Raw genomic sequence first — 24,979 nt, forward strand, 5'->3', positions numbered from 1 at the left:
GATTAATTATGATCGGTGATTTTCTTCTATTCCCCTCCAAGTAGATTGGAGAGATGCTTGGACGATTCCATAACGCTATTAATCATTTCGGGTATCCTCTCTTTCGTCCCGCGAAATAAAGGACCCGCAATAGATAGACTTGCCACGACAAGACCATGACTATCCAATACCGGTGCTCCAATCGCAAATACATCGGGATCATATTCTCCTTCAGTACAAACGAAACCCTGTTCCTTGACAGCTTTCAAACTATCAATCAATTCCGATCGGTTCCGATCGTTTGTAATATTCGCTACAACCTGCTCAATCGTCTTCTCATTTTCAAAAGCCAGGATACTTTTTCCAGAAGCGCCTTGATGTAAAGGCAAACGTCTACCGTTTTCGATTACAAATTGAATAAGACCTCGGCCCTTCACATGTTGAATGCATACAGCATCATTTCCAGTTCTAACGAACAATAACGAAGTTTCCTGTGTAGACTCCATCAGATTGATCATAATAGGCAATGCAAGTGACAACAACTCACGATGAATTTGCTGATTCAAGCTACGAGCTAAATCCAGAATACGCAAACCAAGTCCGATCTGATTTTTGCCCCTACGCTCCACAATCCCGTTCTTTTCAAGCGTTTGCAAAAAACGATAGGTTGAGCTTTCTGGAATGCTGACCTTTTCTGCGATCTCACTAACTGATAATGTTCCATTCGCCTCAGATAACGCAAATAAAATATCCAAAGCCCTTCCAAGAGTGTTTGTTCCACTTTTCCGATCCAAAGCGACGCTCCCTTTCATTGAAATCATCCATTTCTTTTATCATATAGTGAAAGATTGCGGAAATCACTATCGTTTTACTCGTTTGTATAAATGACATACAAATAGAATGCATACCCAATAGTTATATACAACTAACATAATGAACAAGTTCAAGATCATAAAATTACATAGTAATTCTAACCGTAGGGAGGCTCCCAATTCTTATGCCTGACAAGATAAAACTACAAAAATTCGTGGATGAACTGCCTATTCCAAACACATTATCTCCTAGGAAGCGAAGCAGTAATAGTTCTTATTACGAAGTGACTATGAAGGAGTTTTCTCAGAAGCTGCATAGAGACCTCGGGCCTACCCGTTTATGGGGTTATGACGGAACATTTCCAGGTCCTACGTTTGAAGTGATGAAGAATGAAACCGTGTTTGTTAAATGGATGAACGACCTGCCCAATAAGCACTTTCTTCCCGTTGATACTACGATTCATGGTTCGGAAATTACTGTTCCAGAGGGTAGGAGCGTTGTGCATTTACATGGAGGAAGAACGCCAGCTCATAGTGATGGCTACCCCGAAGCTTGGTTTACGAGAAATTTTGAGCAAACGGGACCTTTGTTTGAACGAGAGGTTTATACGTATCCAAATATTGAACGAGCTACAATGTTATGGTACCACGATCATACAGTAGGCATTACAAGATTGAACGTCTACGCAGGACTCGCGGGATTTTATTTCATTCGAGACCAAAATGAACAATCCCTTAATCTTCCGAAAGGAAAATATGAAATCCCTCTACTCATTGTGGACCGATCTTTCAATCCGGACGGATCTCTAAACTACCCCAGCAAACCGGATCAAAACGATGCAAACTTGCCTCATCCTTCCCTTGTTCCTCCTTTTGATGCGGATACCATTCTGATAAACGGCAAGGTTTATCCATTTTTGGAGGTAGAACCAAGAAAATACCGTTTTCGGATTTTAAACGCATCCAATAGTCGAATCCTTACATTAAAAATGGAATCCAATCAACCATTTTATCAACTTGGAACCGATAGCGGCTTTCTTGAGACAACAATAAGAATAAACGAATTTGTACTTTTAAGTGCCGAGCGTATAGATGTAATCATTGATTTTTCTCAATATTATGGTCAAACTATTATTCTCAAAAATGTCACCAAGAGTGCGTCCCCTGAAACAATAGATATCATGCAATTCAGAATAAGTGTCCCATTAAAAAGTATAGATACCAGCTCACTTCCATTTTATTTAGAAGCATTCGAACGACTCCCAAAAAGTATGGCAAAGAGAACAAGATATTTAACACTTGTCAGAGTGAAGGATCAATATGGTCGCTCCTTAAATCTATTAGATGGAAAAATGTGGATGGATCGAATTTCCGAAAGAATTGAAGTAAATACGGTTGAAACCTGGCGCATCATCAATATCATTGATGATGATCCTCATCCCATTCATATTCATTTGGTTGATTTTCAAATTCTTGATCGTCAACCTTTTGATGTTTCTCATTTTCAGAAAACCGGAAAACTTATTTTCACAGGCCCGCCCAGTCCTCCTAATCCGTATGAAATGGGATTAAAAGATACTGTAGCAACCCCCTTCGGTTACGTTACAACGATTATTGCTCGTTTCGGACCTTTTACCGGGCGTTATGTATGGCATTGTCACATGCTTGAGCATGAAGACTACGAAATGATGCGACCGTTTGATATTTTTTAGCTCACTCCAGCACTGCAATGAATGAGTGGACATATCCAAAAAAATCACTAAAAAAGAGATATGTACCAGCCAACGGAACTTATAACGAACAAGTAGTTGTCCGTTGCCACCATCAGGGCCGTTACGATCTAACTGTAAAAAATTGCTGCGGTCAAGTTGTTCTACTTCGTCAAATTGAGCGACAGGTGCCTTCCGAGGTCATAGCCCTGTCACATAGACAATAAAAAAAGATTTTTGAAGCGGCGACTTTTTCCCGGATTCAATTGGGAAGAGGCCGCCCTATTTGTTTTGGGAAGATGACAAAAGTCACCTTAAACGAATTACTTTGTACACTGATATAAATTTTAAATATCCTCGATACTTAGGTTACACAAAAAACAGACGAGGTGCTTACCATGAATCCAATATCTTTAACAATCTCATTATTAATTGTCGTACTTATCTTAAGGGGCGTTATCCAGGGTAGCAAGAAGCCATTGCACGAATCAGGCCGGAAATTATTAATTCCGATCCTTTATATCTCTTCATCTTTGTTTGAATTGTTCGACCCTACATTGGTGCTTACATCAGGCAGAATGATCAGTTCGATCGCTATAGGTGCAATTCTGTCGATCCCATTAATTCTGGTGACGCAATTCGAGCGGAAATCGGATGGCAAGATGTATTATAAAAGAAACGTATCTCTTTATGTTTTAATTATTGTTATCTTCTCGATCCGATTCTTTGACTTCTTGTTCATCTCAGGCATTGATCCCAAGACTCTTGGATTCCTGAATAATGTAGTTGCCCTGTCCTATATTGCCATTTGGCGAATAGCTAGCTTCATTAAATTTCATAATTCCAAGTCTAGTACGTTCAGAGCTTGGGACAAAACTGCTTAATCGTACGATTAGCTAGAGCTGGTTGACTTGGCATATCAAGCATGTTAACCTAGGCCGAGTATTAACAATGATTGTCAAACCCTCCTACTCTTATAATGATGAAAGGTAATTCAACAAATGATGATTTATAGTCGTCTCGCCATCATGATGCCCCCCTTTCCCTAGCTAGGCTCATATTCTTGTTGTCATAACAGAGTATAAGCTTGTAGGAGGGCTAATATATAATGAAGAAATATGCTGTACCATCTTTGCTTTTAATGATTGTTCTTATCGCTTTTCCACAAATCAGCGAAACCATCTACACTCCATCGCTGCCAGATATCGCAGCAGCACTTGGTGTATCTAATAGTTCCGTACAATTCACGTTAAGCATCTATTTTATAGGATTTGCCTTAGGCGTTTTCTGCTGGGGCTGGCTGTCCGACTTGATTGGTCGCAGACCTGCAATGCTGGGCGGTCTCATCGTATATGGGATCGGAAGCTTGATGTGCTTTTATTCGGAATCGATTCAGTTGCTTCTCGTCAGCCGTTTCGTACAGGCTTTCGGTGCCGCAACTGGCTCGATTATCACCCAAACCATGCTTCGCGAAAGTGTATCGGGAGATCGAAGACATGCGATGTTTGCGCAAATCTCTGCTGTCATTGCATTTACACCGGCAGTTGGACCACTGATTGGTGGTTGGATTGATCAGGCCCTTGGCTTCAGATGGGTATTCTTTGCGTTAGTACTGATGAGCGTTTTGTTGTTCATATATGCTTTTATTAAACTGCCGGAGACAACGAACGTTTCTTTACGATCCAAGGTGGCTATACTTCCGGTTGTTAAAAAGATGCTCGCCATGCCGCGCGTAATGGTGTTTGGCGTATTGATCGGTGGTATTAACGGAGTTTTATTCAGTTATTATGCCGAAGCTCCCTTCATCTTCATTGAACACTTTGATCTGTCGCCTGGCGTTTATGGTTTTCTGGGCATTATTGTGGCCTTGGCATCGGTGTTCGGTGCAATGATCTCCAAAAGATTATTGACCGTTTACGCACCGGAAAAGATTATTCGTTTGGGTTGTCTGGTCATGACCAGCGGTGCTCTGCTCCTAACCCTTGGAAGCAGCTTGTCTATGCTGCCCAATCTTTTGCAAATCATCTGCATGTTAACTGCCATGTTTGTTCTGTTGATTGGCGCAGGTATTGCTTTGCCCAATTGTCTAAGTCTTGCGCTTGTTCATTTTCAAGATGTAATTGGCACAGCAGGTGCCATATTCAGCTTGGGCTACTATTTGCTGGTAAGCCTTACGACATGGGGAATGGGTGCTCTGCATAACGGTTCATTGCTGATAATGCCCTTATATTTTCTAATCATTAGCGTCGGAATGTTGTGGCTTGGCAAAAGATTTATCTCAGAAGAATAATCTATTAGGGTAATTCATTTGTATTATAAATAATACGAAGAAATGTCCCGGGGCACATTTCAAAAAAATAGAAGCAGTCCAGTACTTTTATCGTATCTGGGCTGCTTTTATTCATATTGTTGAACATAAAGTCTGAAAGCCGAATCGGCTTATCAAACGTTTTTAATGTTTTATATCCATATCTGCAACCTTAACTTTGAAGATTCCACGCATATACGGAAGCAGCGAAATTACACCTACCAAAGCCAACACAACCCCGACCCAGATCGGCGCAACCAGGCCGTAACCGGCACTAATGGCCAAGCCACCAACAGAAGATCCTACCACTACACCAAAGGTGACGATCGCGGTATGAACGGTGTTCACCATCAGACCACTTCCTCCCGTACGTATCACTCGCGCGACCATAGGCGGGTTCATTGGAACCCCGGCCAACCCGATGATGATTACGGCAGGAATAACCACGGCAGCTGTATGTACGCCAATGGCGAATGTTAGAAGACCAAACGTCAAGAGAACAAGCCCTATCGTTAGAATCAGCATAGTGTATCGGTCCGCCAGTCGACCAGTGATCAGATTACCAGCAACCGTAGCAGCTCCATACACAACAAACAATAGTGGCACCGCGGACGTTGAAAAGCCCGTCAGCTCTGTAAAAATTGGAGCAAAGTAGCTGAATGCTGCAAAGGTAGCTCCTATAATAAGAAAACTTGTCAGGTAAGCCGCCCATAGCTTGCGATTGCGAAAAGATTTCATTTCATGACGCAAACTTGTGGGCTCCGGTCTAGATAATACAGGGATCAACCTCAATGCAGTTACTCCTGACAGTAGAACAAGAATGGCGACCGCCCAAAAACTGAAACGCCAGCCATAAGCATCGGCCACCCACGTTGCAGCAGGTGTACCCAGAACCGTGGCGATCATAAGACCACCGAAGATTATCGACACCGCCCGTCCCCGCTGGTTTTCTTCCACGAGCGAAGCAGAGATCGAGATTGATACGCCAAACGCAGCCGAGGAAGCAACACCTGCTATGATCCGTGAGGCCATCATAACCTCATAGCTACCAGCGATCGCGCCAAGCAACTGTCCAGCGAGGAACACACCGGTTAGCATAATAAACGCTTTCTTCCTAGGCATATTCAGCAGAGCAGCGGTTAGTAAGGGACCTCCTACGACCATCCCCGCTGAAAAGGCTGTAATCAAATATCCTACTTGCGAGACAGATACTCCAAATTCCCCCGCAAGTGTATTCATCATTCCAGCTACCATAAATTCTGAGGTAGTCATACAAAAAATAGCCAAGCTAAGCACATAGATTGCCAATGGCATCTTCAATTCCCCTTTTCATATGAGTTATAAAACTACACTATTGTAATGATCGGTACAAAACTAATGCAAAAAAAAGTGCCGGATTACCCGGCTAGTAAATAGCTGCCAATGTACCTTCTACAATACTTTTTGCCAGATCACGGTTCTGTGAAGAACTGTTAAGCACGCGAAGTCCGTAATAGCTGCTTAGAAACAGGCTTGCCAGTTCTTTGGCTGGTCTCCCTGAAGTAATCTCTCCTGTCTGGACACCCTGCTCCATCAGATCACAAAGTGCATCCTCCAACAATCCGATATGCCGTGTCACCACTTCTTCAACCATAGGATCAACCCGTGCCCGTTCCATTGCTGCATTAATTAGGAGACAGCCTCTTCGCCCTGATTCCGAGAAATCTTCCTGTACACCCCACTCCAGCAGGCCGCGTAATCTTTCTTTCAACGGTAAGGGGCTCTGTAAAATCTCGCTTTGCTCCCGTATTCCTTCCTCATGGTAACGCTGGAGTACCTTTTCATATAAATCATGTTTGCTACCAAAAGCATTATATAAACTGCCCTTCCCGAGACCGGTCTGTTTACATAGATCCTCAGTAGAGCACCCTTCGTATCCGTTCAACCAAAAGGCATCCATGGCTGCGTCAATCACAGCCGTATCCTTAAATTCTCGTGGTCTTCCACCTCTGGTCACTTCATTTCCTCCCTTCTCAACGAAATAATAAATCTTAGTATAGGTAATTTGTAACGTTCAGTCAAGAAGTTGTTTACAGCTCTATTGTTCTCTGTTACAGTGAAGATGTCATACCATATTAAATCGGGAAAGGAAGTCGGAATAAATGAAAATCGCAATTATTGGAACGGGAAATATCGGTGGTAATCTCACCCGTCGTCTCACCAAACTTGGTCATGATGTCTCGATTGCTAACTCGCGCGGTCCTCATACCTTGACGGATCTAGCTGAAGAGACAGGCGCAAAACCGCTTGAAGTAACGGACGTCGCCCATGGAGCCGAGCTGGTCATTGTAACGATTCCACAAAAGAATATTCCGGATCTCCCTGATGGTATCTTAGACCAAACTGCACCTGGTGCTGCCATTATTGACACCGGGAACTATTACCCCCGTCAGCGTGACGGCTTGATTGCCGAGATCGAGGGTGGCTTACCTGAAAGCCGCTGGGTCGAGCAATTCTTGAAACATCCTGTCAACAAAGCCTTTAATGGGATTTCCGCTGTTAATCTGCTTGAACGTGGACTGCCTGCCGGCTCACCGGATCGACTTGCTCTCCCGGTAGCTGGTGATGATCCGGATACAAAGAAAATTGTACTTCAACTTGTCGAAGAGTTGGGATTTGACGCCATAGACGCTGGCGGTTTGGACGAATCGTGGCGCCAACAACCGGGGACTCCTAGTTACCAGGAGCATGGAGCGGATAGTCTTCGGCAGGCCTTATCGAATGCTAGTCCTGTACGAAGCGAGGACTTTAAAGCTTGATCATTTGAAATTCCAGGACATTGAATACGTCATCATCCACCGCCCTTTCGGGCGGTTTTTCGTTTGATCATATCTATTCCATGAAATACAACTGATGCTTCTTGCGGTACTCTCCAGGCGTGAGGGAAGTTTGACGCTTGAATAACCGTGTAAAATAGTTATGGTCCTGCAGTCCACATAATTCACCGATACGCTTCAGTGGAAGCTCCGAATGTGCCAATAACCGCTTGGCCTTCTCCATTTGCAGGTGATGCCTGTATTGCAGCGGGCTCATCCCCGTATACTGCTTCAGACAGCGGGCCAGGTAATCAAAATGATAAAGCAGATCACGCACCATCTGTCCGGAATCAAACGGCTGATCTAGACGTTGACCAAGATAAGTCGCCACCTTCTCGCTTAGAAAATAGGAACGAGCCTGCGGGCTGTTCTGTCTCATTCCCTTCTGTAACTGCAGCAGGAATTGGCCCAACAGAACATGCAGCTCGAAGGAGCGCTGACGGGTGAGTACATGGTGCAGATCAAGCATTTCTTTCATTATCGGCTCCAGGTTACGTAAATCCACCCCGGCGAATTTGGGAATTTCAATGACTCCTGGGGGTGCCTCAATATCCTGGTCTGTTTGTTGAAGTAAAGGCTGCTCCCAAGTCGTCTTTTCTTTCAAAATCATCTTTTGCACAGAGGGAAGCTGGAAATGAATCCAGTATACTTCCGTCTGCACATCCGTTGGTCTATAGCCACGGTGGTCTTTGCCAGGTTCAAGAACCAGCATCATACCTTCCGCAATCTCGTAACGGAGGCCATCTTCCTCCATGTACAGCTCTCCTTTGGCGCAAATAATAAGATCAAACACATCAAAGCTACGCTGGGCATGCTGGATGCCCGGCTGCCATTCGGTGTGCCCAATGGCTGCTAATAGCGGAAACGGCGGAACTTGAAGTTCAAGTACAAGCATGAGATCCCTCCTTTGTTTAAAATGTAGATAATGTGCTATATATAGTCGTGATTGTCAGCTGTATCGGAGCTGATGATCGATTAGAGTGGTAGATATAATATGATTCTATCATTTAATGACCAGGGGGATGCAAGCATGAAATTTCGTCAAGTTCATCTCGATTTTCATACGTCAGAAGCCATTGAAGGCATTGGCCGTGATTTTTCGAAGCAGCAATTTCAGGAGATGCTTAAGACTGGATACGTCGATTCCATCACCATTTTCTCCAAGTGCCATCATGGCTGGGCCTATCACCCGACAACCGCCAATCAAATGCATCCACATCTGAATTTCGATCTTCTGGGTGCCCAGATTGAAGCTGCTCATGAGATAGGCGTGAAGACACCGGTCTATCTCTCTGCTGGCCTGGATGAGCGACTCGCCCGCAAGCATCCTCAGTGGCTCATCCGCAATCAGCAGGAGCAAATCAGTTGGACAGCCGACTTCATGACACCGGGATATCATCAATTTTGCATGAACACCCCTTATCTTGACGTGCTCACTCTACAGGTCGAGGAAGTCGTAAAGAATTATGATGCGGACGGCATCTTCCTCGATATCGTTGGTGTTAGGGAATGTTATTGTCAATATTGTGTTGCCGAGATTCGCTCACAGGGCTCCGATCCACGAAACATTCAAGATATGAAAAAACTGTGGGAACAGACGTATGCTCGTTATGCTAATCGAATGAATGAGACTGTGCATGCAGTGAAACCCGGATTACCAGTGTTCCACAACAGCAGTCACGTCGACCGAGGGCGGCGGGATCTCGCCCATGTAAATACCCATTTAGAGTTGGAATCGCTACCTACGGGCGGCTGGGGGTACGACCACTTCCCACTCTCTGCACGTTATGCGCAAACACTGGGCATGGATTTCCTCGGCATGACCGGAAAATTCCATACCTCTTGGGGCGAATTCGGTGGATACAAGCACCCCAACGCGCTGCGTTATGAAACTGCACTGAGCCTTGCGAACGGGGCACGCTGCTCCATTGGAGATCAGCTGCATCCAGGTGGTCAGATGGACCTTGCCACGTATTCGTTGATCGGGGAAGCTTACCGCGAGGTAGAAGCAAAGGAAGAATGGTGCCGAGATACTACCGCTATGGCCGATATCGCGTTGCTGTCAGTGGAAGCAGCCTTATGGGAATCCGGAGGCGATCCTCATAACCAGCACAAACACCACGATACCGGTGCTGTAAGAGTTTTGCTGGAAGGCCACTATCTCTTCGATGTAGTAGATCTGCAGGCTGATCTATCCAAATATAAAGTTGTTATTTTGCCGGATGCCATTAGCATTACAGAGTCAATCAAAACCAAACTGACAGCCTTTCTTGCCGGGGGCGGCAAAATTCTCGCCACTGGCCGTTCCGGACTCTCACCGGATGGTACGGGCTTTGAATTCGATTTGGGTGTAGAATATCAGGATGTTTCCCCATTCCGTCCCTCCTATTTCCGTCCGAATTTCGAGCTTCCTTCGCTGCGTACAGCCTCTTTCGTCATGTACACCGAAGGACAGAACACAGTGCCCACGACAGACGGCATCGTACTTGGCAGTAAGGAAAATTCATATTTTAACCGTGACTTGTTCACGTTCTGCTCTCACCAGCATACCCCTTCTGATCTGCAGGAATCGGGAACTGGCATGGCTGAAGGTCAGGATGGAATCTATATCGCGTGGAATGTTTTTGAAGATTATGCGACGAAGGGGAGCTTGGCTGTCAAGGAAATCATCTGTTACGCGCTGGACCGTTTACTGAGTAACAACAAGTCGCTGATAACCAACCTACCTGCCCAAGGGGTTACCACGCTGCAGATTCAGAAGAACTCGAACCGTTGGGTGAATCATCTACTGTATGCCTCTCCAGTACGTAGAGGACAAGGTGTGGAAGTTATCGAGGATATCCCTCCACTTATCAATACAGAGGTGACGGTTGCGGCTGCCGAACAAGTACAAGATGTGTATCTGGCGCCACAGAACCTTAGTCTCTCATTCAGTCAGGTGAACGGCCTTGTGACCTTCACGATACCGGAGTGGTCCTGTCATCAAATGGTCGTGATTCAATTTTAGAAGTACATTCATGGAACATATAACAGCAAACAAAAAAAGAAGTCGCCATCAACATGGCGACTTCTTCATTGGCGGATTACTCCGCCATATATACTAACCTTTAGTGATTAATGATTACACACAAGCTTTCAATTTGTTCAGAGCCTGGGAAATATCACGAATCAGTGAGTCCACATTTTCCCGCTGGGTTGCCCAACTGGTACAAAAACGAACGACGCTGTGTGTATCGGACACCTTTTCCCAGAATGTGAACGAGTAACGGCTGCGTAAATCCTGAAGCAGATCATCTGGCAGAATCGGAAATTGCTGATTGGTTGGTGAATCATATAGGAAAGTAATACCTTGCTCCGCAAGCGAATCATGAATTAACATGGCCATGTCCACCGCATGCTGGGAAATTTCAAGATACAGACCATCTTCAAACAGCGTTTCAAATTGAATCCCCAACAATCTGCCTTTGGCAAGCAGGCCGCCTTTTTGTTTGATCATATAACGAAAATCTGGCTTAAGCTTGTCGTTCAGGATGACTACCGCTTCTCCCATCAATGCTCCGATCTTGGTTCCGCCAATATAGAATACATCACATAGGCGGGCGAGATCAGCGAGAGTCGTATCACAATTCCGGGAAGCAAGAGCATACCCAAGACGTGCCCCATCAATAAAGAACGGGAGACCACACTGTTGGCTCACATTAAATAATGCTTGCAGCTCTGCCTTGCTGTACATCGTACCGTTCTCAGTAGGCTGGGATATGTAAACCATTCCGGGCTGGACACAATGTTCAGGTGCTGCATCATTCCAATGGGCATCATAGACCGCTTTGACCTGATCTGACGTGATCTTCCCATCCTCGCTTGGTACCGTGATCACTTTGTGACCTGTGGCTTCGATCGCTCCCGTCTCATGGACCGCGATGTGGCCCGAAGTCGCTGCAATCACGCCTTGGTATGGACGCAAAATGGAGGCAATAACCGTTGTATTGGTCTGTGTACCACCAACCAAAAAATGCACATCCGCCTGTTCATTTTCACAAGCTTGTCGAATAAGGCTTCTCGCCCGATCACAATGGGCATCTTTACCGTAACCGCTCGTTTGTTCCATGTTCGTTGAAATTAGTCTTTGCAAAATGCGCTCATGCGCGCCTTCGTTGTAATCACATTCGAATCGTATCATCGTCTTGTCTCTCCTGCTCTTTTGTTCAACTTATCCTGAATATTCATCATTGAAGCGTAAACTTCTCTGATCTCTTCCTCATCCAAACCTTGCATTAACTTCACAATCTGCTGATCTGAACGTTCATTCAACTCACCGTAAAGCTCCTGCCCTTTTTCAGTCAGGCGAATCAAACTAACGCGGCTGTCAGCAGCTGAATCCACTTTCATCAGCAGCCCTTCTCGGGTCAGTTTACTTACAATTCGGCTCATGTAGCTGCGATCAATGGTCAGTGTATCCACCAGATTGTTCGCAATGCTCTCCCCTTGAATGCCAATTTCAATAATGACCCTTGCTTCAGCGAAGGAGTATCCCGTTCCCAGGATATGCTTATCGAGTACACCGAGTATATTGGTATAAAAACGGTTAAAACGCCGCATTTCAGTCAACATATCTGCATTTATTTGCTGAGAGTCGATGTGAAACCCTCCCTTTTAGTGGACATTGTCAACATTATAATAATCAGTTTAGTGGACGTTGTCAACAATATATAATATTGATGAACTTTATAGTTCAAATGAATGTCACTTTATTGAAAAACAAAAAACAAACCGCGCAAATGCACGGTTTGTTTTTTGGCTATTAAGAATGGCTGTATTGCACCTGGTGAAGTCTGCTGTATATGCCTCCGGCAGCGACCAGTTCCTCATGGTTACCCTGCTCTGCGATGCCATCCGCATTGACTACCAGGATGCGATCTGCATTCTTGATCGTTGTCAGTCGGTGTGCAATAACAAGGGTTGTTCTGCCCACTGACAGTTCCGCCAAGGACTTCTGGATTAATGCTTCGGTTTCGGTATCCAGAGCAGACGTTGCTTCGTCCAGAATGAGAATCGGTGGATTTTTCAGGAACATCCGAGCAATGGACAGGCGCTGTTTCTGACCTCCGGAAAGTTTGACACCACGCTCACCAATGATCGTATTGATCCCTTCTGGCAAAGTAAGAAGCAACTCTTCCAAAGATGCACGACGGGCTGCATCCCAGATTTGCTCGTCTGTTGCCGTTAAATCGCCATAAGCGATATTTTCCTTAATTGTGCCTGAGAAGAGAAATACATCCTGTTGAACAATACCGATATGTTTGCGCAAAGATTCCAGCTGAACCTCACGAATATCAACTCCATCAACGGTAATCCGACCTTCCTCTACTTCATAGAACCGTGGAAGCAGACTGCAAATGGTCGTTTTACCTGCACCGGAAGGACCCACAAATGCAACGGTTTCCCCTGGATTGATGGACAAACTGATATTATTCAGAATACGTCGATTTTCCTCATAACCGAATGAGACATTTTCGAAGCGAATATCTCCACGGACGCTTTTTAGCTCCACGGCATTTTTCGCATCGGCGATTTCCGGCTCGGTATCAATGATTTCCAGATAACGCTTGAATCCAGCGATCCCTTTCGGATAACTTTCGATTACAGCATTTATTTTCTCAATCGGGCGGAAGAAGATATTAGACAAGAGCAGGAATGCCATGAAATCACCCATATCAATTCTGCCATCGATAAAGAACCAGGCACCGCTAATCATAACGAACACAGTAACCAGACGCATCATCATGTAGCTGACCGATATACTCTTCGCCATCGTTTTGTAAGCAAGCAGCTTTGTTTTACGGAAGTTCTCGTTGTCTACGGAAAATAGTTTTTTCTCATGCTCTTCGTTAGCGAACGATTGAACGACACGAATTCCGCCTACGTTGTCTTCAATACGGGAATTGAAATTCCCCACATCGCCGAAGAGGCGTCGATAGGTCTTCGTCATGCGCCCACCAAACACGATAATGACCCAGGCCATGATAGGAATAATGACAAAGGTGATCAGTGCAAGCTCTAAATTAATGTTCGCCATGAGCCAGAAAGATCCGATTAGAGTCATAATCGCGATGAATACATCCTCAGGTCCATGGTGAGCAACCTCTCCAATATCGTTGAGATCATTGGTAAGGTGACCGATCAGATGACCCGTCTTGCGATTATCGAAAAACCGGAAGGATAACTTTTGTAAATGAGCAAACATCTTCGAACGCATGTTGGTTTCAATGTTAATGCCAAGCATATGTCCCCAGTAGGTCACGACATAATTCAAGACGGTATTCAGCGCATAGATCGACAGCAAGACAATACATGCGAGGATAATGAGTGGCCAATCTTGACCTGGCAGCAACTCATTAATGAACTTGCTTACAGCAAGTGGAAATGCCAGCTCTAGTAAACCAGCTAGTACTGCACAACCAAAATCAATTAAAAATAGTTTTTTGTAAGGACGATAATACGAGAAAAAACGACGAACCATTCTTATTCACTCTCCAGATCCTGATTAGGGCTTTCTTCTTCATTTTGTAATTCAAAAAGTTGGATGTATTCATCAATGACCTGATCAATGGCTTTCAGTTCACCACTTATCATCTGATGAATATTCCGGAACTCCTCCTGACCAAGCTGTCTGGCCAACGTAGCTCTTCGATTCTGCATTTGTTCCAAAAAGACTAAAATTCTTCCACGGCGAAACGTTTGTGCCCCATTGCCCCGTTTTCCGTGATGCTCTCCATGCCCTCTCCCACGTCTTGAACCTTCACCTTGTCGCTCTTCTTCCCCACGACCCCGTCTGGACCGCTCTCCATGGCGATCAGGTTGTTCGTTCACATTTATATGTCTTTCTCTCATTTTTGAAGCACCTCCATCTTCGTATACATTTGTATACAAATTGTTTATGTATACGATTGTATACGTAAGGGATTTTTCTGTCAACCCGTATTTTTCCATTTTATTCTGGCCCAATTCATATTCAGTTCACCGTCCTAGAGTACACTAACTTACGTACCACCACAGAGATACCTAATCTACAGATAAGACAGGAGAAGATGAGATTGACACTGAAAAAACGAACTTCATTCGCCGCTGTAACCCTGGTGTTAACCATGTTAGCCCCAATGAATGCTCTCGCCGCACAGGCAAACAGTAACACCAGTAACCTCACGTATAATATGACCCAAAAAGCGGTGATGGAGAAGGCCAAGCTCCTTACCGAAACATACGGTACAACAAGTGTGCAGTACGCACTCATGGATGAGGGAGAGATCGTGATCTCCGGACAAGTAGGCAAAAACGACCCGGAGGGCCGTATCCCCCTTTCTTCTAATACAATGTATGGCATCGGTTCAACCAGTAAAATGGTGCTCACAGCCGCTGTGATGAAGCTGGTTGACGAAGACAAGATCGATCTGGATGTGCCGGTTGTGAACTATATCCCTGACTTTAAAATGAAAGATAACCGTTACAAACAGATCACACCTCGTATGTTGCTGAATCATTCATCCGGGATTCTTGGAACCTCAAGCGGTAGTGCCATACTGTATGGGGACAATGATACCTATGCACATGATACATTTTTGGATCAATTGGCCGAGCAAAATTTGAAGGCAGATCCGGGAGCCTACTCGGTGTATAGTAACGATAGCTTTACGTTAGCTGAAATTCTGGTCGAAAAGGTTAGTGGCATGAGCTTTAGCCATTTCATCCAACAGAATTTCACCGAACCCTTGGGTATGAGCCATACCAAAACGCCGCAGGATCTGATTGATCCTGACCAAATGGCGGTAACTTATTCGCAGCTGAATAAGGAACAACTTCCACTAGAGAACACGAATATGATTGGCTCTGGAGGCATTTACTCTACCGCAGAAGACCTGGTCAAATTTTCGCAAATCTTTACGGGAGAGGTCAAAGGTATTCTTTCCAGTGAGTCGGCAAAAGCAATGACGCAAGAAGAGTACAAAAAAGGTGTGTGGCCAGAGGACAGCGATTCATCTATTTCGTACGGGTTAGGTTGGGATAGTGTGAACTTGTTCCCATTTAGCGAATACGGCATCAAGGCAGTTACCAAAGGCGGGAATACGATTGCCTATCATTCGTCATTAATTGTGCTTCCGGAATACAATATGGCTGCAGCCGTTACTTCCTCAGGTGGGTCAAGCACAACCGACCAATTGATTGCCAGCGAACTGTTGCTTAGCGCACTTGAGGAAAAGGATATTATTGAAGGATGGAAGCCGGAAAAATCATTTGGCGCCCCTGTAAAAACAACCATGCCGAAAGAGCTAACGCAGTATGCTGGCATTTATGGGGCGGTTGGCAGCTCGTTATTGAAGTTGGAAGTGAATGATGAAGGACAGTTGACGATGTCCCAGCTATTGTCGCCGAACAGTACCGAACAAAAGTATACGTATACTGAAGATGGCTCTTTCGTGAACGAGCAAGGTACAGAAAAGTTGAAATTCACTCAAGAGGATAACGGGAATACATACTTGTGGTCCCGTTCGTACCAGTCGGTGCCAGGGCTTGGACAGATCGCCTCCTCGGAATACAAGGCAGAAAAGCTCGAAACCAATTCATTATCCGAAGATGTAACAGCCGCTTGGCAGAAGCGTGAAGGCAACATTTATTACCTGGTGAATGAAAAATACACCTCAACGGTATATGACAGTGCAACGCCGATCATCCCCATTCACATGTTCGATGAAGCACCAGGTTATGTGTATACTAATAAAATTATTGATGCTAATTCGGCCGTGAACCAACTGCAAATTCCAGGTTTGGCGGGCCGGGATACGATGGAGTATAAGTTCTTCGAGAGAAACGGCGTGGAATACGTCTCAGCAGGAGGAAAGGTCTACGTCGGTCAAGAACTTGTGAGACCACTCTATTCAGGGAAACAATCGAAGACAACGATTCAAACGAATGGTTATGCGACGTGGTATTCGGTACCGGCAGCAGCCGCAGGTAAAGTGATGACAGTGAAGATGCCTTCGAAAGGTGCTTTCACTGTATATGACCAGACGGGTATCAGTACGAATCATACCGTGGTTAGTGGTGAAAATGAAGTTACATTGCCTGAAAACGGTACGATTGTATTTGCTGGTGAAGCTGGTTCAAGGTTCGAAATTTCGTTAACAAATTAATAATAATGAGCAAGGAAATACGCCCGTTCCCCTATGTTCTACTGGGGAACGGGCGTTTCATTCTTTCTGAAATCCATTCTGAAAGATACTACGTTTGTTCTAAGTTTATTTTACTTCATTCATAAACTTCTTGAAGTTTTCGGCTATTTCTTTGGATCGGGTATGGTGTAAATAATGTCCACCTTCGAATGTCATCACTTTACCATGTACTGAATTTTTAACTTGCTCTTCATGCATAGGTATCCATCCTTCCGTTTCGGTATCATTCGCTTGTAAAAAGAAAATGACAGGCAGATCTTTGGGGAAGGTCAAGCCTTCAGCAGCTTTGAAATTGGGACCAAAATTTTCGCCTTCACTTAAGTTGTTCGGATTAAACGTATTTTTGAGTGAAAGCATTCTAATTTGTTCTCTGGTTTCATCATCAACAGCTGGTGCAATCAGTTGATCAGGGGCCAGTTTCATTAACAATCGGTAGAACCCTGATTTTTTGAGCAGTTTGTACACATCTGTTGGGAATGGATCATCGTTGCCTCCCTGCGTTGGAACGCTGCTATCAATCCCAACAAAAGCATTTACTTCGTTTGGATATTTGTTTACATAATCTAGTCCGTAGATTCCTGAAATGGAATGACCCATCAGCGTGTAATGAGTAATATTAAGCTGCTGTAGAGCTTCATGAATTTCACTGACCATATTTTCCGTGGTACGCTCTTTTTCAGTTATGTCACTTAATCCATAACCGAAAGGTTCAATGACGACGACTTTGTAAAACGGAGATAGCTCATCAATTAACGGTTTAAAATCGAGGGCTGGGGCAGGTGTTCCGTATCCCGGAAGCAATACCACGGTTTCTTCACCTTTTCCTTGGATCAACACATTCATGTTTTTCCCGTCAACCGCTACGGACTGACCATAGGGTTTTATTTTCCCTGCCTCCGACTTGTTGCTAAATACATTTACAAAATAGACAGTGGCAATAAATAATGCAAAAGCGATAACTATGGCTCCGAATATTTTGAGTAAAATGATTAATATTTTTTTCATCATGATGGTTTTCTCCTGTTGAGTTTGTTTGTCGTACAGCCGTTTGCAAATCCGTTAATTTACTTTTTTATTGAAATTTCAAATTTGGATCCAGCCTCACCTACAAATACAATGCGGCCATTCTCTGGTAAGACAACTTTAATGTTCTCTTTAGTCATTCATTGAATGCGAGTTTTGCGAGGCGTGCGATTAAGCTTTTTAGCACCGTTCATTGAATGCGAGTTTTGCGAAGTGTGCGATGGTTGTGTGGTCACAGTGTGGTCATAGTGGTCAAAAAGAAAAGGGTGGAAAACACCGGTCAATCCGAGGTTTTCCACCCTTTTCTTACTTAGAGCGAGCGGCTTCTGAGGCACCCATCTTGTATGCATAAATCACAGATTTCCTCGTTTGTTCCAAAAATAAATTCTCTAACTCAAACGCAAGATCATCTAAAGACTTATCGCTGTTTATTAACTCCACAAATTGTTTGTATTCCTGCCCACTCTTGTCAGACACGACGACATCTATTATTGAATTAATCTTCTCTCTATCTTCATAAGTTTGTTCCCCTTCTTTTTCCATGATTACCCTCCCGTGCTGTTATTTCAAAACCAATTAGAATATAATAACAATTGAAATCATTAAGGCATGAGGTGTAAATGGATGTATCCCGAGCCAGGGAGGAGCCGTTTGCCATACCTCTTAGCCAAGAAGAAAATCAAGGCCACTGACCTGGCACGAGATGTAGACATATCAGATGGTTTTATTTCTCAGGTCATATCCGGGAAACGATTTTTCTCTTATCCTGTTGCAGCTCGCGTGGCCAAACGACTAGGCTGCACTATGGAAGAGCTCCACGAATGGGATTAGGCGAACGGCGGAGGCGCAAGCCCCTCCTCTGAGCGATTTTTAGCGCAGAGCTAAAATAAACCAATAATGATATATCAACCCCAAATTTTTCATACCTCACATCTCTATTAAATCCCATTATTAGCCTCTTGTAAACATAAATTGGGCGGCTGAATTCTTTGCTTTCGACACCATTATTCGACAACATATCTGTTTTTGTTTATGATATAATGTTTGTTTGAAAAAAAATGGGGCGCCATTGTTATGATGGCAGCCCCTCTTTGTATTGATAAACTGGTACAAACTGCGACTTTAATTCTTCTCGAATTACGCTCATTTCTTTTATTAGATCGTCATGCCCTCTTTTAGACAGCCAACATCTTTTCTCGCCTATCCGGCGAAACTTTTCGAAATAGGCATAGTGCGGTTCTTCTTCCGTTCGGATAACCTTTTCAGCGTTGACGGAGCTTTTGCGATCCACACCAACAAATCTAGCCCCGCTGTTGTTAAGTACATCAGTCCAGTATTCTTTGCTTCCAGTAAAGTAATATGTTGCATCCGCAGTATAGAATGCAACCTTTCTGTACCCGCTTATATAAGACAGGTACAGGATATCGGTGATCTTAACGGCTGTAACGCCATTTTTACCCTTCGGATCAACCAGCAACGATATAGGTTCCATATATGTGGTCCTCCATTATTTTTTAAGCAGTCGTTTGGACGGTCGTGGATTGTTAACGAATACCAAACTTGCTGGCAGTACTGTAATTGCAGCAATAACGCCAAGGCTTGAAGCGATTGCTGAATACATAGCTACTTTGAACATATGTGTCACCCCCTTTTCATGAAATGCTCATTTATAACCAACGTCATGGCTTGTACAAAAAATGCTATTGCAGCCATTGACGATAAAAACCATAGATTTGATGCAACAATGAAGAAAGATATTACTGGAAGAAGAGGATAAAACCTCTCGGGAATGCGAGATTGATTTTCAATTCCTGATGGAGCATATATGAGGACAACCAACATACTGATTGCCGTTAGCGAAATTGTCCAAGTAGTATTGGCGTTTATTGTAGAGAGCAACGTCGCTGTTCCTGCTGTTACAATCGCACACCCCATGCTTGATTCAAGGTGTAGACCGCCTGAGACTAGCCGAAGTAACGCAAAGCATTTGAGCAGCATAATGACCTCTGATCCCCTGCCCGTAAACAACACCCCGATTAGCGTAAAAAGAACAACAGCGGCTGTGTTCATAATAATTATTAGCGTGTGTTGCATATCCTCTTCATGGACTGGATGATTCGGAACGACTGATTTGATATGGCGAGCTACTCGCCCGGCCGCATTTTCAATCACTGGCTACTTCCCTTTCCTTGCGTATTGCGTAGTAAAGGAACAACACCGACGCAGCGCCGAAGAATATAATGTTGATCCATACTGAATTTTGGTACATTGTGATGGCCGTGAGAGCGAATGAGCCTAACACCACAAGCACCACTAATGCCTTCTCCCAACGGAACTTTAAAAGATGATATGGCGCTTCGAAGCCTATTCCAAAGCGATACAGCATGTATGCCAGTAACATAAAAATAATACCGGTAATCAACTGCAGTAATTGTCCTTGGAAAAACTCGTAGAGTGCTGCTTGGGCAAATGCATAAGGGAAGAACCCTGCACACGCTATAATAGCGGACCAAATCACTGGTATCTTAATCACTGCTGCTAGCAAGAGCACATAAAACAGAATGTTGATTACTACCGCCACAAACCCTAGATCAACGCCTCGCAAGTAGTAACTTTGAAGCCCCATAATAATTGCAACAAGAGCAGCTTGCCAGATGTATTCTCTTGGACTTTCTCTAAACAGTAGCATCATAAACAGAAATGCCCCGAACATCTCGATCATTGAAAAAAGCAGAAACCAAACTAGCTCCCACACCCTACATTTCTCCTTTATCGGCAGTATAAAGCGTATACTTTAATTATACCGGAAGGAGTGGCAATTCCATAGCCAAAAACATACAATTCTAGACGTTTGCCGAGATTATTTCTGCGATTGAAATTTCCCTTTCATCATCTTCTAACAACAGGTTGACCTTACCTCTGCTTTGATTAATACCAATTACAACTCCACTATAATGCTCGTCGTCAAACGGGCTAAAAACAACCAGATCAACCTTCGTTTTTTCGTGGAATGATTCAGCTAAAGCACGAACGATTTCTTCGATGGCTTGCTCGTCAAGAATGGGTTTTCCTCTACGCTGTTGTTCCCTCTCTTGTTGCAACATCCCTTCGAGATGTTCGGGCATAATATACCTCGACCCTTCATAGACCCCGTTGCCGAAAAGTTTCTTACTCATGGTTCCGCCTCCTTAGTATTCGGTCCAGTAATCAATATTGCCAGACGGTGGAGTACGATCCACCTTAGGTCGTTCGCCCTCACGCTCCCAGCCTTCCAAAATGACGATATTAGCCGTGTCTGACTTGTCTTCCCAATGTATGTATTCCGCATCCACAAGAGCGTCCAGAGCAGCCATGACATCCGGCTTATGCTTACCCGTTTTAACCGTCAGTTCATGGATTGTTGGAAACCTACGCCGTCCACCTTTGTAGTTGTATAAGATCCGAAGGACCTTTCGTTGATAATCCGTCAACATGTAAATCACCTCGGATTTATTATATGCGAACGTACGTTCTTTTATCAACTGAAATATCAGGAAATTATGGAATCGGATATAGAAACATCTTCCTGTGTCTGATAGACTGCTACTAAAGAATAGATTGGAGGTAATTACAGGGAATGAATAAGCCGTTTTATAAGAAGTGGTGGTTCTGGGTTATTGCTGTTATATTGTTTGGTGCCATAGGATCGTTTATGGAAGAACCTACGGATGAAACTTTAGCCACAACCCCGGTTGCGGAAACTGAAACCGTTGATCCGATTAAAGAACCTGAAAAAACACCAGAGCCTACAAAGGAACTTACTCCACAAGAAAAAATCGCTGATAATGTAGAGAAATCAACGACGAAAATGAGGAAAGTATCAATCAAAGATTTTCAAGTGAATGAGAACTTTGGAACTGAAAAAGATGGAGATTACATAGTACTCGCATACATGTCCTTTGATGCTGAAAATACTGCTGAAACGACGAGGACAACAATTGAGAATTACAATAATGAAATAGCTGCAAATTTAGCAGTGGAAGAGAATGTTCAGGATTTAGTTATTTTCTGGGAGGTTCCTTATCTTCAGTCTGGATCTAACGTCATTAAAGCTACTCTTTTTAGAAAAGATGGAAAAATGGTTTTTGATAACACCTGGTATGAACCTAGCGTATTTTAATGAAAAAAAGACTCTGCCAGCATACAAGTCAGCAGAGTCTTTTTTATTTCCAATCGCTTGGGATTATTGAGTGTCCAGCCTAGCAGTCTTTGTTTTTTGGTCCCATCCGATCCTTGAACCGGGAATATTGTCACCAGCAGATCGTAAAGGGATTAGCACTATGCCATCTTTTAAAACCGCTCCTTCAATCTGCTTACCATTAACGACTGCTGTCACTTTGTCCTCTGAATCAGCCTTCTTTGTTTCAGGTGTGTTGAATAGGTCAAGTTCTGCCTGTCTGCGCTTCACCAGACCATTCAGGACACTTCCCCCTGCCTTGTTATACTTGGTAATGCTTGCGGCAATTTGGGCTAATGTGCGGCCGTTACATAGCTGTTTCAGGTTACCTGGGCCTGTATTGTAGCAAAAGCTTGTGAGCGCATCGAATTGATTCTGTGTAAGCTTGTCCGTCAACGGAACGTAAGATGGGTTATTTACATATGCCTCATATTTAGCCAGGTCAGTAATTAGCATAGCGTCAGCCTGCGCCTGTGAAATCTTCTGGCCTTGTTTTACGTCCTCCCCATAATGCCCCCAACCGATTGTCCAATACTTTTCAGTTGGCACTGGCTTGTACGCTGTGAGTTTGCATCCTTCAAACGATTTAATCAGAGCAATTCCTACATTAGATATTTTACGCATGATCTAAAACACCCCATTCTTTATATTAGACTGCTGGTTTTTGATTCGTATCATCTTGCGGTGAATCTGGAAGGTTTGGATTCGTCGGTACTGAAGATTTGGATTCAAATATTTTGACCGCATTCCGGAGTGCGTCCGGCATAGGCAAGCCCATTCGCCCGGCGTTTTCAATAACAGACAATAGCTCATTTGCAATATAGAAAAATACTACAGCATCCTGGATGTATCCAGTACTTCCCCATGCTGCATCTATATAATGGGAAATCGTTACGATCAGGAAAATAGCTGCCTTTCGTGCAATACCTTCGAAACCAACCCTGCTGCGCAGTTCATGCTTGATCCAAGCAGCTGCCCAGCCCGTCAACCAATCCACTACTACCAAAATCAAAAGTAAATGTATCAAAATATTCCACCCTCCAAAGAGGTATCCCGCGCCAGCCCCCAAAGCCGCAGACACCATTTTAATGACATTAGACATCCCCTCTTGCATAGCGAACCCCCACTTTCTCTCTCTATTTATCTGAATCTTTATCTGAAACCAATCCCGCTAAAGCATCGCCTACCAACTGATCTACAGCCTGCAAAAGCTCTTCCTGCTTTTCTGCTGGAACCATTCCAAGAAACAATGAAATGATTTCGGCAATCTCTTCAACTGGCCGTGAAATATCAGCCGTTATCACTACTTGATGTGTCGCCTTCAATTGCTCACCTCCTTCCTGGCAAAAGGAAACACCCCCATGCTTGTCGAATTATGCTCCGACAGAAAGGAGGTGTCTCGGATTAGGGCTTATAAGACAAAAGAAGAGTTCCAAGAGAACTGCGATTGTGCCTATGCCGTCTATAATTTAGTCGATTCAATTAATGATTCTGATGTTACATGGTTTTTCGATGTTTGTTTCTATTTTCCGAATCAAAAGCTTTACACAATCAGTTTTGTTTCGTACGAAACGCCTGAGTACAAAGACTACAAACTCGGCATCTCTGCAATTCAGAATGAATCCGGCTTTTATGATTTAAAGATCACTCAAAGAGTTGATAATCTTTTAGGTGGTGCCGCGAAGATGTTATCATCTCAGTCTGACCAGTAAGTATTTTTTTGCGTTTCTTGCTGTCGGCCACCTCTACTGTCCAAAGTCTAGGGTGGTCTGACGGTTTTATAAAAACGATTATATCATTGCCTAGAATCCATTTTAGCAAAATTTTCTTCAGCACGATCGCCACTTCCTCTCTTGAGCATAAAAAAGAGCCCGTGGGTAACGGACTCATTTGTGTGGGTGATATGTTATTTGGTTGCAGCCAGCGCTGCTTCTGCTAATTCTATATCCGCTTTTGTGGAGGCGATTCTTTCATCATAACCAGCGAGCTGGGCCTCGCGCTCTTTGATTAGAGCGTCATCCGCCCCAACTGATTTTAAACGATTAACCTCAGCTGCTACCTCGTCACGCTCTTTTAAATTTGGAGCAAGCATACGATCCTTCAATATTGACAACGTTTCTTCCAAGCTCGCCTTTGATCGGCCAGCATATTTATTTTCAGAGACTTGCGAGGATGAAGTATTATCATCCAGTTCAGCAGGTTCCTGGCTAGTCGTTACTGTGATGGTTTTTCCACTCACTTTTATATCAGCCCCTAATGCTTCAGATATTCCACGGACGGGAATATTAGCTTTTCCGTCAATGATAGCACCTTTATCCGATAAAGCCTTTCCGTCAACTATTACCGAATATTCCCCGGTTACTTTTTTTCCAACCATAGACTTAATTGTCTCAGCAAATGCCCCGGATGATGTCGAAAGGACAAATCCGATTAAAACCCCACCGACTAAGTACGCTACTTTTTTCATAAATGTATCCTCCGCTTAATGGTATATGGTTCATTTTTCCTATAATACCATTAAGCCGATGAAGTTGGGAAGGTTCCTCCCCAGTTTGAAGCGCCTGATAAGCCGTGATTGTGTGTTGGCAATGTTACGGAGTGGGTATGACCGATTGGTGATTTTCCGCTTAATGAATTCCAAATTGAATCCAACTCAGCGCGCAGCCCTGAAATATTCCCGATGCTTAGATTCAATCCAGTAACGGTGCTGTTAAATGCCACTGTGCTACGGAATTCAGCAGGACCAGCAACGATCGGAGCGCCCTGCAATCTTATTGGGTTACCTGTATTATTCGATCCGATAATAAGATCGTTACTGATGATTGATAAGCCCCCACTGTTTTGATAGGAGTT

At 43.9% G+C, this 24,979-nt stretch carries 29 protein-coding genes and 1 pseudogene; 9 read left to right on the forward strand and 21 right to left on the reverse strand.

Features of this window, described 5'->3' with window-relative positions:
* Positions 1–26: 26 nt before the first annotated feature.
* Positions 27–773, reverse strand: coding sequence for an IclR family transcriptional regulator (locus CRO25_RS30705; RefSeq protein WP_257018803.1), 747 nt, complete (start codon positions 771–773; stop codon positions 27–29).
* A gap of 203 nt (positions 774–976) precedes the next feature.
* On the opposite strand from CRO25_RS30705, the gene CRO25_RS30710 reads away from it, so the two are divergent.
* The 3 genes from CRO25_RS30710 to CRO25_RS30720 all read left to right on the forward strand — a co-directional run bounded on the left by CRO25_RS30710 (position 977) and on the right by CRO25_RS30720 (position 4,790).
* Positions 977–2,503: a multicopper oxidase family protein gene (locus CRO25_RS30710; RefSeq protein ID WP_079697604.1), complete on the forward strand. Its 1,527-nt coding sequence runs from the start codon at positions 977–979 to the stop codon at positions 2,501–2,503.
* Between the two features lie 395 nt (positions 2,504–2,898).
* A complete protein-coding gene (locus CRO25_RS30715) occupies positions 2,899–3,384 on the forward strand; it encodes a CcdC protein domain-containing protein (RefSeq protein WP_063565158.1) in 486 nt (161 codons plus the stop codon).
* Between the two features lie 224 nt (positions 3,385–3,608).
* The gene (locus CRO25_RS30720) at positions 3,609–4,790 is read left to right on the forward strand and encodes a multidrug effflux MFS transporter (protein WP_079697605.1); all 1,182 of its coding nucleotides are present in this window, start codon (positions 3,609–3,611) and stop codon (positions 4,788–4,790) included.
* Between the two features lie 162 nt (positions 4,791–4,952).
* Here the strand turns inward: CRO25_RS30720 and CRO25_RS30725 are convergent, their stop codons facing one another.
* Both CRO25_RS30725 and CRO25_RS30730 read right to left on the reverse strand, forming a co-directional pair.
* Positions 4,953–6,122: an MFS transporter gene (locus CRO25_RS30725; RefSeq protein ID WP_079697606.1), complete on the reverse strand. Its 1,170-nt coding sequence runs from the start codon at positions 6,120–6,122 to the stop codon at positions 4,953–4,955.
* Between the two features lie 91 nt (positions 6,123–6,213).
* Positions 6,214–6,804 (reverse strand): TetR/AcrR family transcriptional regulator, encoded by a 591-nt coding sequence (locus CRO25_RS30730; protein WP_064638602.1) that lies wholly within the window; start codon positions 6,802–6,804, stop codon positions 6,214–6,216.
* A gap of 145 nt (positions 6,805–6,949) precedes the next feature.
* Between CRO25_RS30730 and CRO25_RS30735 the strand changes: the two genes are divergently transcribed.
* Positions 6,950–7,606 (forward strand): NADPH-dependent F420 reductase, encoded by a 657-nt coding sequence (locus CRO25_RS30735; RefSeq protein WP_072732739.1) that lies wholly within the window; start codon positions 6,950–6,952, stop codon positions 7,604–7,606.
* Between the two features lie 73 nt (positions 7,607–7,679).
* Here CRO25_RS30735 and CRO25_RS30740 read toward each other — a convergent pair whose 3' ends face one another.
* Positions 7,680–8,558, reverse strand: coding sequence for a helix-turn-helix domain-containing protein (locus CRO25_RS30740; protein ID WP_079697607.1), 879 nt, complete (start codon positions 8,556–8,558; stop codon positions 7,680–7,682).
* 135 nt (positions 8,559–8,693) lie between these two features.
* Between CRO25_RS30740 and CRO25_RS30745 the strand changes: the two genes are divergently transcribed.
* A complete protein-coding gene (locus tag CRO25_RS30745) occupies positions 8,694–10,670 on the forward strand; it encodes an alpha-amylase family protein (RefSeq protein ID WP_079697608.1) in 1,977 nt (658 codons plus the stop codon).
* A 114-nt stretch (positions 10,671–10,784) separates the two neighbouring features.
* On the opposite strand, the gene CRO25_RS30750 is transcribed toward CRO25_RS30745, so the two are convergent.
* The 4 genes from CRO25_RS30750 to CRO25_RS30765 form a co-directional block, all read right to left on the reverse strand.
* Entirely contained in the window at positions 10,785–11,843 is a 1,059-nt protein-coding gene (locus CRO25_RS30750) for a low specificity L-threonine aldolase (protein ID WP_064638608.1), read from the reverse strand.
* Positions 11,840–12,274 carry a MarR family winged helix-turn-helix transcriptional regulator gene (locus CRO25_RS30755; RefSeq protein ID WP_231952523.1) on the reverse strand — a complete coding sequence of 145 codons (435 nt, stop codon included), beginning with the start codon at positions 12,272–12,274 and terminating at the stop codon, positions 11,840–11,842. The genes CRO25_RS30750 and CRO25_RS30755 overlap by 4 nt, the downstream gene beginning before the upstream one ends.
* A gap of 190 nt (positions 12,275–12,464) precedes the next feature.
* Positions 12,465–14,183: an ABC transporter ATP-binding protein gene (locus CRO25_RS30760; protein WP_064638610.1), complete on the reverse strand. Its 1,719-nt coding sequence runs from the start codon at positions 14,181–14,183 to the stop codon at positions 12,465–12,467.
* 2 nt (positions 14,184–14,185) lie between these two features.
* Positions 14,186–14,554 (reverse strand): hypothetical protein, encoded by a 369-nt coding sequence (locus tag CRO25_RS30765; protein ID WP_090806120.1) that lies wholly within the window; start codon positions 14,552–14,554, stop codon positions 14,186–14,188.
* A 197-nt stretch (positions 14,555–14,751) separates the two neighbouring features.
* Here CRO25_RS30765 and CRO25_RS30770 point away from each other — a divergent pair, with 197 nt between their 5' ends.
* Positions 14,752–16,848 carry a serine hydrolase gene (locus CRO25_RS30770; protein WP_179132314.1) on the forward strand — a complete coding sequence of 699 codons (2,097 nt, stop codon included), beginning with the start codon at positions 14,752–14,754 and terminating at the stop codon, positions 16,846–16,848.
* A 105-nt stretch (positions 16,849–16,953) separates the two neighbouring features.
* Here CRO25_RS30770 and CRO25_RS30775 read toward each other — a convergent pair whose 3' ends face one another.
* Both CRO25_RS30775 and CRO25_RS30780 read right to left on the reverse strand, forming a co-directional pair.
* Complete coding sequence (locus CRO25_RS30775) at positions 16,954–17,895, reverse strand: alpha/beta fold hydrolase (RefSeq protein ID WP_064638614.1); 942 nt, start codon at positions 17,893–17,895, stop codon at positions 16,954–16,956.
* A gap of 321 nt (positions 17,896–18,216) precedes the next feature.
* Positions 18,217–18,453 (reverse strand): hypothetical protein, encoded by a 237-nt coding sequence (locus tag CRO25_RS30780; protein WP_079697609.1) that lies wholly within the window; start codon positions 18,451–18,453, stop codon positions 18,217–18,219.
* A gap of 108 nt (positions 18,454–18,561) precedes the next feature.
* Here CRO25_RS30780 and CRO25_RS30785 point away from each other — a divergent pair, with 108 nt between their 5' ends.
* Positions 18,562–18,741: a helix-turn-helix transcriptional regulator gene (locus tag CRO25_RS30785; RefSeq protein ID WP_179132315.1), complete on the forward strand. Its 180-nt coding sequence runs from the start codon at positions 18,562–18,564 to the stop codon at positions 18,739–18,741.
* 241 nt (positions 18,742–18,982) lie between these two features.
* Here CRO25_RS30785 and CRO25_RS30790 read toward each other — a convergent pair whose 3' ends face one another.
* The 6 genes from CRO25_RS30790 to CRO25_RS30810 all read right to left on the reverse strand — a co-directional run bounded on the left by CRO25_RS30790 (position 18,983) and on the right by CRO25_RS30810 (position 21,380).
* A complete protein-coding gene (locus CRO25_RS30790; protein ID WP_079697611.1) occupies positions 18,983–19,402 on the reverse strand; it encodes a hypothetical protein in 420 nt (139 codons plus the stop codon).
* A gap of 15 nt (positions 19,403–19,417) precedes the next feature.
* Complete coding sequence (locus CRO25_RS32955) at positions 19,418–19,546, reverse strand: cyclic lactone autoinducer peptide (protein WP_101749467.1); 129 nt, start codon at positions 19,544–19,546, stop codon at positions 19,418–19,420.
* A gap of 5 nt (positions 19,547–19,551) precedes the next feature.
* Positions 19,552–20,082: an accessory gene regulator B family protein gene (locus CRO25_RS30795; RefSeq protein WP_079697612.1), complete on the reverse strand. Its 531-nt coding sequence runs from the start codon at positions 20,080–20,082 to the stop codon at positions 19,552–19,554.
* Positions 20,075–20,665 carry a hypothetical protein gene (locus CRO25_RS30800; protein ID WP_079697613.1) on the reverse strand — a complete coding sequence of 197 codons (591 nt, stop codon included), beginning with the start codon at positions 20,663–20,665 and terminating at the stop codon, positions 20,075–20,077. The genes CRO25_RS30795 and CRO25_RS30800 overlap by 8 nt, the downstream gene beginning before the upstream one ends.
* Before the next feature lie 88 nt (positions 20,666–20,753).
* Positions 20,754–21,086 carry a YolD-like family protein gene (locus tag CRO25_RS30805; RefSeq protein WP_079697614.1) on the reverse strand — a complete coding sequence of 111 codons (333 nt, stop codon included), beginning with the start codon at positions 21,084–21,086 and terminating at the stop codon, positions 20,754–20,756.
* A gap of 12 nt (positions 21,087–21,098) precedes the next feature.
* Positions 21,099–21,380: a hypothetical protein gene (locus tag CRO25_RS30810; protein WP_179132316.1), complete on the reverse strand. Its 282-nt coding sequence runs from the start codon at positions 21,378–21,380 to the stop codon at positions 21,099–21,101.
* Between the two features lie 146 nt (positions 21,381–21,526).
* Between CRO25_RS30810 and CRO25_RS30815 the strand changes: the two genes are divergently transcribed.
* Positions 21,527–22,069 (forward strand): hypothetical protein, encoded by a 543-nt coding sequence (locus CRO25_RS30815; protein ID WP_079697616.1) that lies wholly within the window; start codon positions 21,527–21,529, stop codon positions 22,067–22,069.
* Positions 22,070–22,132: 63 nt separating this feature from the next.
* Here the strand turns inward: CRO25_RS30815 and CRO25_RS30820 are convergent, their stop codons facing one another.
* The 3 genes from CRO25_RS30820 to CRO25_RS30830 are packed head-to-tail and all read right to left on the reverse strand — an operon-like array spanning position 22,133 to position 23,451.
* Positions 22,133–22,750: a lysozyme gene (locus CRO25_RS30820; protein ID WP_079697617.1), complete on the reverse strand. Its 618-nt coding sequence runs from the start codon at positions 22,748–22,750 to the stop codon at positions 22,133–22,135.
* A gap of 25 nt (positions 22,751–22,775) precedes the next feature.
* Positions 22,776–23,228 carry a holin family protein gene (locus tag CRO25_RS30825; RefSeq protein ID WP_256863802.1) on the reverse strand — a complete coding sequence of 151 codons (453 nt, stop codon included), beginning with the start codon at positions 23,226–23,228 and terminating at the stop codon, positions 22,776–22,778.
* Between the two features lie 34 nt (positions 23,229–23,262).
* Entirely contained in the window at positions 23,263–23,451 is a 189-nt protein-coding gene (locus tag CRO25_RS30830) for a hypothetical protein (RefSeq protein ID WP_079694715.1), read from the reverse strand.
* Between the two features lie 36 nt (positions 23,452–23,487).
* Between CRO25_RS30830 and CRO25_RS30835 the strand changes: the two genes are divergently transcribed.
* On the forward strand, positions 23,488–23,838 hold the full coding sequence (locus CRO25_RS30835; RefSeq protein ID WP_079697619.1) for a hypothetical protein: 351 nt from the start codon (positions 23,488–23,490) through the stop codon (positions 23,836–23,838).
* A gap of 194 nt (positions 23,839–24,032) precedes the next feature.
* Here CRO25_RS30835 and CRO25_RS30840 read toward each other — a convergent pair whose 3' ends face one another.
* Complete coding sequence (locus CRO25_RS30840; RefSeq protein ID WP_079697620.1) at positions 24,033–24,593, reverse strand: stalk domain-containing protein; 561 nt, start codon at positions 24,591–24,593, stop codon at positions 24,033–24,035.
* 50 nt (positions 24,594–24,643) lie between these two features.
* A pseudogene (locus tag CRO25_RS33735) lies at positions 24,644–24,979 on the reverse strand (hypothetical protein); the annotation flags it as partial.

The organism is Paenibacillus sp. RU5M, assembly GCF_900221055.1.
Taxonomy (GTDB): Bacteria; Bacillota; Bacilli; order Paenibacillales; family Paenibacillaceae; genus Paenibacillus; species Paenibacillus marchantiae.

Coding starts and splice junctions, on each gene's coding strand:
- CRO25_RS30710 (WP_079697604.1), top strand. CDS start 977: ATGCCTGACAAGATAAAACTACAAAAATTCGTGGATGAACTGCCTATT.
- CRO25_RS30715 (WP_063565158.1), top strand. CDS start 2,899: ATGAATCCAATATCTTTAACAATCTCATTATTAATTGTCGTACTTATC.
- CRO25_RS30720 (WP_079697605.1), top strand. CDS start 3,609: ATGAAGAAATATGCTGTACCATCTTTGCTTTTAATGATTGTTCTTATC.
- CRO25_RS30725 (WP_079697606.1), bottom strand. CDS start 6,122: ATGCCATTGGCAATCTATGTGCTTAGCTTGGCTATTTTTTGTATGACT.
- CRO25_RS30735 (WP_072732739.1), top strand. CDS start 6,950: ATGAAAATCGCAATTATTGGAACGGGAAATATCGGTGGTAATCTCACC.
- CRO25_RS30740 (WP_079697607.1), bottom strand. CDS start 8,558: ATGCTTGTACTTGAACTTCAAGTTCCGCCGTTTCCGCTATTAGCAGCC.
- CRO25_RS30745 (WP_079697608.1), top strand. CDS start 8,694: ATGAAATTTCGTCAAGTTCATCTCGATTTTCATACGTCAGAAGCCATT.
- CRO25_RS30750 (WP_064638608.1), bottom strand. CDS start 11,843: ATGATACGATTCGAATGTGATTACAACGAAGGCGCGCATGAGCGCATT.
- CRO25_RS30755 (WP_231952523.1), bottom strand. CDS start 12,274: ATGTTGACTGAAATGCGGCGTTTTAACCGTTTTTATACCAATATACTC.
- CRO25_RS30760 (WP_064638610.1), bottom strand. CDS start 14,183: ATGGTTCGTCGTTTTTTCTCGTATTATCGTCCTTACAAAAAACTATTT.
- CRO25_RS30765 (WP_090806120.1), bottom strand. CDS start 14,554: ATGAGAGAAAGACATATAAATGTGAACGAACAACCTGATCGCCATGGA.
- CRO25_RS30770 (WP_179132314.1), top strand. CDS start 14,752: ATGAGATTGACACTGAAAAAACGAACTTCATTCGCCGCTGTAACCCTG.
- CRO25_RS30775 (WP_064638614.1), bottom strand. CDS start 17,895: ATGATGAAAAAAATATTAATCATTTTACTCAAAATATTCGGAGCCATA.
- CRO25_RS30780 (WP_079697609.1), bottom strand. CDS start 18,453: ATGGAAAAAGAAGGGGAACAAACTTATGAAGATAGAGAGAAGATTAAT.
- CRO25_RS30790 (WP_079697611.1), bottom strand. CDS start 19,402: ATGGAACCTATATCGTTGCTGGTTGATCCGAAGGGTAAAAATGGCGTT.
- CRO25_RS32955 (WP_101749467.1), bottom strand. CDS start 19,546: ATGTTCAAAGTAGCTATGTATTCAGCAATCGCTTCAAGCCTTGGCGTT.
- CRO25_RS30805 (WP_079697614.1), bottom strand. CDS start 21,086: ATGAGTAAGAAACTTTTCGGCAACGGGGTCTATGAAGGGTCGAGGTAT.
- CRO25_RS30815 (WP_079697616.1), top strand. CDS start 21,527: ATGAATAAGCCGTTTTATAAGAAGTGGTGGTTCTGGGTTATTGCTGTT.
- CRO25_RS30820 (WP_079697617.1), bottom strand. CDS start 22,750: ATGCGTAAAATATCTAATGTAGGAATTGCTCTGATTAAATCGTTTGAA.
- CRO25_RS30825 (WP_256863802.1), bottom strand. CDS start 23,228: ATGTCTAATGTCATTAAAATGGTGTCTGCGGCTTTGGGGGCTGGCGCG.
- CRO25_RS30835 (WP_079697619.1), top strand. CDS start 23,488: ATGCTTGTCGAATTATGCTCCGACAGAAAGGAGGTGTCTCGGATTAGG.
- CRO25_RS30840 (WP_079697620.1), bottom strand. CDS start 24,593: ATGAAAAAAGTAGCGTACTTAGTCGGTGGGGTTTTAATCGGATTTGTC.